This is a genomic window from Schaedlerella sp., assembly GCF_056796775.1.
This window is the reverse complement of record NZ_JBQIKP010000077.1, coordinates 1-3,735: the sequence shown is the minus strand read 5'-3', so window position 1 is coordinate 3,735 and position 3,735 is coordinate 1. Positions and strand designations below refer to the sequence as shown.

3 protein-coding genes are annotated in these 3,735 nt (G+C 48.6%); all 3 read left to right on the top strand.

Going from position 1 to position 3,735, the window contains the following annotated elements:
• The first annotated feature begins 61 nt into the window (after nucleotides 1-61).
• On the top strand, nucleotides 62-1,183 hold the full coding sequence (locus tag ACTOY7_RS20565) for a helix-turn-helix domain-containing protein (RefSeq protein WP_482672766.1): 1,122 nt from the start codon (nucleotides 62-64) through the stop codon (nucleotides 1,181-1,183).
• 58 nt (nucleotides 1,184-1,241) lie between these two features.
• Complete coding sequence (locus ACTOY7_RS20560; RefSeq protein WP_482672765.1) at nucleotides 1,242-1,967, top strand: ABC transporter ATP-binding protein; 726 nt, start codon at nucleotides 1,242-1,244, stop codon at nucleotides 1,965-1,967.
• Nucleotides 1,968-2,088: 121 nt separating this feature from the next.
• Complete coding sequence (locus ACTOY7_RS20555) at nucleotides 2,089-3,537, top strand: hypothetical protein (protein WP_482672764.1); 1,449 nt, start codon at nucleotides 2,089-2,091, stop codon at nucleotides 3,535-3,537.
• The last annotated feature ends 198 nt before the right edge of the window (nucleotides 3,538-3,735 follow it).

The following is a 3,735-nucleotide window of genomic DNA, read 5'->3' as shown; positions in this document are numbered from 1 at the left end:
CCTTTTTATTATAATGAAGAAAAGAGGTAATACAATAGAGGATAAGGAGAACAATAACAGTATGGACAGACTAAATTTATCGGACAATATTATCCGGCTAAGGCGCGAGCGGAGGATTACCCAGGAGGAGCTTGCAGACTTCCTCGGAGTAAGTAAGGCGGCAGTATCCAAGTGGGAAAATGCCCAAAGCACACCGGATCTTATGCTTCTGCTCGAACTTTCTGCCTATTTTGGCACAACGATAGACGAGCTGATCGGGTACAAAGCAAAGCTCTCCAAAGAGCAGATCCGCTACTTCTATGCGGAGCTTGTAAAGGATTTTGCCAGGCTTCCTTTTCATGAGGCCATTGAAAAGACCCGCACTCTGGCCCACAGGTACTATTCCTGCCATGCCTTTTTGCTGCAGCTTACTGTATTGTACCTGAATCATTACATGCTGGCAGAGTCAGAAGAGGAACAAAAACAGCTTTTGGAGGAGGCGGCTTCATGGTGCGACCATATTCTGGAAAGCTGCAGCGATGTAAGCATATGCAGTGATGCTTTGGTTTTGAAGGCTGGCATCAGCTTATGGCTTGGGAAAGCGGCTGAAACGATAACTATGCTGGAGCCTTCTTCTGACCCCGCCCGTCTTGCAGGGCAGGACGGAGCCATACTGGTCCAGGCATATCAGATGGCGGGGGAACATGAGAAGGCAAGAGGTTATATCCAGGCAAGGGAATGGCTGGATATTCTGAACCTGGTCAGTGATGCCGCGATATCCCTGGCTTTATATCAGGATGACATAGAGCGGTGCAAAAAGACAGTATGCAGGATCAGAAATGTAATGGAAGCCTACCTGCTGGAGAAGCTCCATCCCAATCTTGCTGCACAGTTCCATTATCAGGCGGCAGTCATGTATGCAGCGGTCGGGGAGGAGGAAGAAGCGCTGAAGGCCCTCTTCCTTTTTGAGAAATGTGTTGACGGGCTCTTACGGGCAGAGAAGGTTGTACTCCACGGAGATGAATATTTTGACCGTTTAGACGCATGGATTGAAGCCCTTCCATTGGGAGAAATGGCTCCAAGAAGCAGGAAATTCGTTTTTCAGAATCTGCAGGAAGCATTCAGCCACCCGGCTTTTGAGGCTCTGAAAGAGAATGCTGATTTCCAGAAAATACTGCAGCATTTTGCAAAAACTGACACATAGAAGATTGGCAGATGCGAAGCAGCTACAGAGACTGCTCTCGTAAAACAGGAGGAAAACAATGCTTATTATCAATCATTTGACGAAACACTATAAGGGCGGCAGCAAGGGCGTCACGGATCTGAGCCTTCATGTGATGCCGGGTGATATCTGCGCATTCATCGGGCATAATGGAGCCGGGAAGACAACAACGCTGAAATGCATTGCCGGGATCCATGGATATGATGCGGGAGAGATTCGGATCGGAGGAATCAGCCTTCATGATGACCCGCTTGTGTGCAAACAGATGACGGCATATATTCCGGATAATCCGGATCTGTATGAGTATCTGACAGGCATCCAGTATCTGAACTTTATTGCCGATATTTTCAAGGTTCCGGCAGAAGAGAGGAAGGAACGGATCAAAAGGTACGGGGATGAATTTGAAATAACGGAATCCTTTGGGAATCTGATTTCTTCTTATTCCCATGGTATGAAACAGAAGCTTGCTATTATATCTGCGCTGCTGCATGAACCAAGGCTGTTGGTTTTGGACGAGCCTTTTGTGGGGCTTGACCCGAAAGCTTCCGTTATTCTGAAAGAGAGGATGAGGAAACTTTGCGCCGGCGGGGGCGCCATATTCTTTTCCACCCACGTGCTGGAGGTGGCTGAGAAGCTTTGTAACAAGGTAGCGATGATCAAGGAGGGACGCCTGATTGCCGAAGGCACCATGGAGGAGGTTGTAAAGCAGGGCAATACGCTGGAGTCCATTTTTATGGAGGTGGTAAATAATGCTGGCGCAGATTAGGATTATGGCCAGGCTGGAGCTATGTAATCTCCTTGGCATAAATATTTTACGGTTCACGAAAGATAAGCGTAAAAAGAAGAGGGCCGTAATGCTTTCTGTCCTCTGGATACTCCTGATTATTATGCTGCTATTTTATGTGGGCGGCCTTTCCTGGGGACTGGTGGAGATTGGAGCAGGAGAAGATGTTCCGGCTTATGTCATCGCCATATCCAGCATGCTCATTTTTGTATTTGGAATCTTAAAGGCGGGAAGCATCATTTTCCGGAGACAGGGATATGATATGGTAGTATCCCTGCCTGTAAGGAAAGGCGCAGTAGTGCTTGGACGGTTTTTGCGCATGTATACGGAAAATCTGCTGATGGCTGCCCTGGTACTGCTTCCGGGGATTGCAGTGTATGCATGGCAGATGAGGCCGGATGTGTCATTCTATCTGTGTGCGTTTCTTGGGATATGGTCAGTGCCGTTACTGCCAATGACAGGGGCGATCCTTATTGGGGCTCTGGTTACGGGAATTTCTTCCAGGATGCGGCATAAAAGCCTGGTAGCGTCAACGCTTACGATAGTATTTGTTTTTGCCATTATGTATGGTTCTTCGCGTCTTACGTCAGTGGAAGGGATGGAAAGTCTGGAGATTATGGAGGAACTGTCCGGAATGATTTCGGCTATGCTTGAGAGATTCTATCCTCCGGCTGTGCTGCTTGGGACGGCGATTGTAAATGGGGAAATCAGCCGGTGCCTGATGTATACAGGTTTATTTCTGTCTGTATTTGCCGCGGCGGCGGCGGCCGTATCCGCCTGTTTTCAGTCCATCTGCCGGAATCTGTATACAACGGCGGCAAGGCATGATTATCAGATGGGAGATTTGAAAGCAGACTCGGCGTTGGTTTCCCTGTGCAGGAAGGAATTCCGACGGTATTTCTCATCGAGTATTTATGTATCCAATACGATCATCGGACCGCTTATGGGCTGTGTCATATCGGGGGCGCTTCTTTTTACAGGCCCGGCGAGGGTGAAAGAGCTCCTGCCGGTTCCGGTTGATCTGGCAGTAATCGCACCGTTTCTGCTGGCAGGCACTTTTTGTATGATGACAACTGCAGCCACATCTGTTTCCATGGAAGGGAAGGAGTGGTGGCTTGCCAAAAGCCTGCCGCTGCCGGCACGGACAGTCCTGGACGCAAAGCTTTTGATGAATCTGATCCTGATTCTGCCTTTTTACCTTGTGTCGGAGGTTTTCCTGCTCCTTGCATTAAAGCCGGGATTACAGGATAGCTTCTGGATGATGGTGATTCCGGCGGTGATCCTGCTGTTTGCCTGTGTATACGGGATTACCGTTAATCTGCATTTCCCGGTTCTGGATTGGGAGAATGAGGTAAGCGTGGTCAAACAGAGCGCTTCAGCCGTACTTGGCGGCATGGGCGGGGCTGTCCTTGCAATCCTTGGCGGCGCGGGCGCCTGTCTGGTTCCGGAAGGATATTCCGGGGGATATCGGGCTGTTCTGTGTGTGCTGCTTCTGGGGATAACATGTCTGATGTATCGAAAGAATAACCGCATAGATTTGCGGGAACTTTGAGCAGAACAGGACTGATATCTGACATCATGCAATATTGTATATGGGAGCTGTGATGAAAAAGGGCATAGGGTGAAAAGCCTGATAAAAAACAGTGTGGTATGATTTGAGCATCAAATAAAGGAGGTGCCGCAATGCACGCATGGGAAACTATAGACCAGTCATTGAATTATATCGAGGAACATTTATCAGGAGAAATCT

Excerpts from the sequence above, each read along its gene's own strand:
- ACTOY7_RS20565 (WP_482672766.1), top strand. The coding sequence starts at position 62 with ATGGACAGACTAAATTTATCGGACAATATTATCCGGCTAAGGCGCGAG.
- ACTOY7_RS20560 (WP_482672765.1), top strand. The coding sequence starts at position 1,242 with ATGCTTATTATCAATCATTTGACGAAACACTATAAGGGCGGCAGCAAG.
- ACTOY7_RS20555 (WP_482672764.1), top strand. The coding sequence starts at position 2,089 with ATGCTGCTATTTTATGTGGGCGGCCTTTCCTGGGGACTGGTGGAGATT.